Source organism: Acinetobacter sp. AL9, from assembly GCF_041464035.1.
Lineage (GTDB): Bacteria > Pseudomonadota > Gammaproteobacteria > Pseudomonadales > Moraxellaceae > Acinetobacter > Acinetobacter towneri.
In genome coordinates, this window is record NZ_JAYFSK010000107.1 from 1 (window position 1) to 3,829 (window position 3,829).

A 3,829-nucleotide genomic window follows, 5' to 3' on the forward strand; every position below is an offset into this window, starting at 1 on the left:
TCTATCTGCGACTAAAGTGCCTTCCTCATCCCATCTTCTTAGGGTTTGGATGGAAACACCCAGTGTTTTAGCTGCAACGCCAATACTAACATATCTACTCATTTGTATATAATAATATAGAAATAGGCAGATTTCAACTAGCAGTTATTAACCCTAAATCAATTTCAAAAAAAGTGCTGCACATTGCAGCACTTTTTGATTGCATCTTTTTATTTTGCAGTGCTGCTTGCAGAAGTCATCACAGTTTTTTGTGCCGCTAAATACTGTGCTTCCGCAGGTTGTTTTTCAATACGTTGTTCTTCTGGAAAACTCAGACTATGCACAATTTCAGTCGCTGCAACACTCGACCATGAACACCCTAAACTCATTAGACCTAACCCAATCAGCATCCACTTATTCATTTTCACTTTCCTCAATCTCTCATTTTTACAGCAGTCCGTTGTGCTCAATACATTAGGGTCTGTTGACAATTCGTCTATGTTTGCGGCATGAGAGATATATCTCGCAAGGTTTTTTAGCTGATATAAGGCATGGGACAGGAAATTTAGTCATTCTAAATGACTGGCACATAACGCAATAGCAGCAAAAAATATGCTCGCCCCGAAAGGCTGTGGCTAAAACTTTCTCAGATTGCGTTATGAAACTTAGCAATAATCTCGCTATTCCTTGCGTTTCATGCCTGATCTGCTCAGTTTTAGCCTACAGCGCAAGCCATTTATGAAATGTCAACAGACCCTAGCCTGCAAAAAAAATGCTGCGTGAACCGTGACAAAAAACTCTGCTTTTAAAGCGGTTATTAGACGTGAAAAGAGAAAAACTGAATATCACTGCAAATGGTGATTTTAGGTGAAAAGTGAACTTATTTTTTAGCACGCTCAATGCTACATAAGCCAATCGAATTCAAGTACAAAAGATAAAAGCGTAAAACGATATCCACATTTTACGCTTCATCTTAATTAAAGAAAGAATCTCACATGCCCTGTAATTTTTTTACCATTTCACCTAGGCGTTGTCCTTGCGCTTCACAAAGGATTTTTTCATCCTGACTCAAAACCTGATCGTGGCGCGGGCCGCTCACATGCGTTGCACCATACGGCGTACCGCCCGTTTTGGTATTTGATAAAGCAGGATGCGCATTATGCAATCCCATAATCATCATTCCGTGGTGAAACAATGGCGGCAACATGGTCAATAAGGTACTTTCCTGTCCACCATGCATCGAACCCGATGAGGTAAAAACGCAGGCAGGTTTATTGTGCAATGCGCCATTCAGCCACAGACTAGTGGTTTGATCCCAGAAATATTTCATTTCAGATGCCATATTGCCAAAACGTGTAGGTGAACCTAAAGCCAAACCTGCACAATTGGCCAAGTCATCCAAAGTACAATAAATATCACCTTCGGCAGGAATACTTGGCTCGGCTTGTTGCACCACGGTCGAGATATTTGGCACAGTTCTAATTTTAACGGGCATGCCACTAGCCTCTACCCCGTTGGCAATTAAATGTGCCATTTCTTTGGTAGAACCATATTTACTAAAGTACAAAACCAGAATATATGCTTGCATCATGCTAAGAAATCAGACTAAAAATGAAAACTATACGGTATTTTGCTGCTTTTTTGGTTAAGCTTAACCATGAAAACAGATAAAGATGATTAAAAAAGTTGAGACAGCCACTGTATGATCGTTGAGTATTTAAAGAAACTGCCTTTTTATGACAAACAATGGTTTCAATTTGTCTTATTTGTGCTGCGTCGCTTTGAAGCAGATCGCTGCCGTGAACAAGCAGGCTCTTTAACCTACACTACCCTGTTTGCCGTTGTACCTATGCTCACCGTATTTTTGGTGATCATCTCATCCATTAAGGCACTCGAACCTGCACGGCAACAATTACAACAACTGATTTACAGCAACTTTTTACCTAAAACCACCATCGCCTTTGATAAAGCCTTAAATGCCTTTACCGACAAATCTAGCAACTTAACCGTCATCGGGATTTTGTTTTTATTCGTGACCACGGTGATGATGCTGACCAGTATTGAAACTGTGTTTAATCGAATTTGGCGGGTTAAGGAAACCCGTGGCGGTATTATGGGTTTTATGCGTTACTGGACCATTATCTCATTAGGCCCTATTTTACTGGGCAGTGCTTTTGTCATTTCCTCAACTTTGGCTTCTATGAATGTGCTGAGTAATAACTTTGCAGGTTATGAGCTCAATGGAGCATTTATTTTATGGCTGATTTCATTTGCCCTAACCATTTTAGGTTTTTTTATTCTGAATTGGACCATTCCCAACCGCAGTGTACCTATTAAAGCCGCATTAATTGCGGGGGGTTTCAGTGCTGTTGTATTTGAATTTTTGAAAAACCTGTTTGGTTTTATTATGTCCAACTTCACCAGTTATGAAATTATTTATGGTGCTTTTGCTGCCGTACCTATTTTCTTACTGTGGATTTTCCTGTCTTGGAATATTGTGCTGTTAGGTGTTGAAATTAGTTATGCCTTGACCGCTTTTGAAGCCAGTCGCGAAAAAAAATGCCATCCGCTGCTCATGCTATTGGACTTACTGGAATTGTTTTACAAAAAACAAATGCGCGGAGAAAGTGTCACTGAAGCTGAAGCCTTAGATGTATTGGGACGTAATGAAATTGGGCGCTGGCCGTCTTATGTGCTGATGCTAGAACAACAAAATTTAATTAAACGTACTGAAAATGATGAATTTGTTTTGGTGCGCAATTTATCTCAGGTAGATTTTTGGAGTTTTTATTCACAGCTACCGTATTCATTGCCACGTCGTCAGGACTTGGCCAATGTCTATCCTGATGATGAATGGATGCAAAAACTTGGCCCCGTACTCAGTGAAACCGATGACTATTTGGCTGCCAAATTGTCGATTCCGCTCTCTAAGATTTTTGAAGAAAAATAATCTTGTACGCGCTCGCTAGATTTTAAATATCACCCATCTTCAAATTTAAACCCGTATTGAGCTACTAGGTTATTTGAAGATGATTTTTACATGACAACATTGCTGATGTTGAGTCTTGCTCAAGTTCATGGAAAAGCTGCAAATACTTATTTTCTTTTTAGTACTTGGGTTTTATGTTTAAACCAACATTGAGCATTCACCATCAACACCCCCAGCATGACCAAAACAGCCCCAATCATAAAACTTTGGCTCAAGCTTTCATTCAACAACCATACACCAAACAATACGCCAAATAATGGCGTTAAAAATGAAAACACGCCTAAACTGGATGCTAAATATTGTTTCAGCAACCAAAACCAAGCGAGATAGCTAATAAAAGAAATCAATACCGCATGAAAAATCAAACTGCCTATGGCTAAGGCTGTCCAATGAATTTCAGCCTGTCCCATCCACCATGCCATCGGCAGTAAAATCAAAAAACCACCCATCAATTGGTAAAACAAAGTTTGTGTTGCAGGGGCTTCCGATAAACGACTTAGACGTACCGCAACAGTTGTGGCTGCCCAAAGTATGCCTGCACTCAGCGCAAGTAAATCGCCAAAAAGCATCTGGCTGAAGTTTTGGTGGCTCTCTTGTTGCACAGTATCACGCCATAAAAAAGTCACCGCTATGCCAGCAAAAGACAACAGAATCCCGCCCCATTGCAAGCGAGATAAACGCTCTGCAGGTAGTTTCCAATGCAACGCTAAAGCCACAAAAATAGGCGCGGTATATAACCCGAATTACGGATAAGAAAAGCCCTTGAAAAAAAGGTAGTTAGAGCCATTTAGAAAGTTACGACACAACCCAAAGGCTCTAACTACCATGTACGATTTTACAGAAATTTTTTGTATTGTTGAT

Annotated in this window: 4 protein-coding genes and 1 pseudogene; 1 reads left to right on the plus strand and 4 read right to left on the minus strand. The window is 40.2% G+C overall.

The features are described 5' to 3' along the window. From ACEO2X_RS13500 to wrbA, 3 genes are all read right to left on the minus strand, one after another. The coding region (locus tag ACEO2X_RS13500) for a MerR family DNA-binding transcriptional regulator (RefSeq protein WP_180051424.1) at positions 1-102 on the minus strand (102 nt) is incomplete at its 3' end. A gap of 107 nt (positions 103-209) precedes the next feature. Continuing rightward, positions 210-401 carry a hypothetical protein gene (locus ACEO2X_RS13505; protein WP_004976167.1) on the minus strand — a complete coding sequence of 64 codons (192 nt, stop codon included), beginning with the start codon at positions 399-401 and terminating at the stop codon, positions 210-212. Between the two features lie 569 nt (positions 402-970). Beyond that, positions 971-1,567 carry an NAD(P)H:quinone oxidoreductase gene (gene wrbA / locus ACEO2X_RS13510; RefSeq protein WP_154321285.1) on the minus strand — a complete coding sequence of 199 codons (597 nt, stop codon included), beginning with the start codon at positions 1,565-1,567 and terminating at the stop codon, positions 971-973. Positions 1,568-1,681: 114 nt separating this feature from the next. Between wrbA and ACEO2X_RS13515 the strand changes: the two genes are divergently transcribed. Next, positions 1,682-2,929 (plus strand): YihY family inner membrane protein, encoded by a 1,248-nt coding sequence (locus tag ACEO2X_RS13515; protein ID WP_178866098.1) that lies wholly within the window; start codon positions 1,682-1,684, stop codon positions 2,927-2,929. A 146-nt stretch (positions 2,930-3,075) separates the two neighbouring features. On the opposite strand, the pseudogene ACEO2X_RS13520 reads toward ACEO2X_RS13515, so the two are convergent. Further along, a pseudogene (locus ACEO2X_RS13520) lies at positions 3,076-3,705 on the minus strand (DMT family transporter); the annotation flags it as partial. Positions 3,706-3,829: the final 124 nt, after the last annotated feature.

Coding starts and splice junctions, on each gene's coding strand:
- ACEO2X_RS13505 (WP_004976167.1), bottom strand. CDS start 401: ATGAATAAGTGGATGCTGATTGGGTTAGGTCTAATGAGTTTAGGGTGT.
- ACEO2X_RS13515 (WP_178866098.1), top strand. CDS start 1,682: ATGATCGTTGAGTATTTAAAGAAACTGCCTTTTTATGACAAACAATGG.
- wrbA (WP_154321285.1), bottom strand. CDS start 1,567: ATGCAAGCATATATTCTGGTTTTGTACTTTAGTAAATATGGTTCTACC.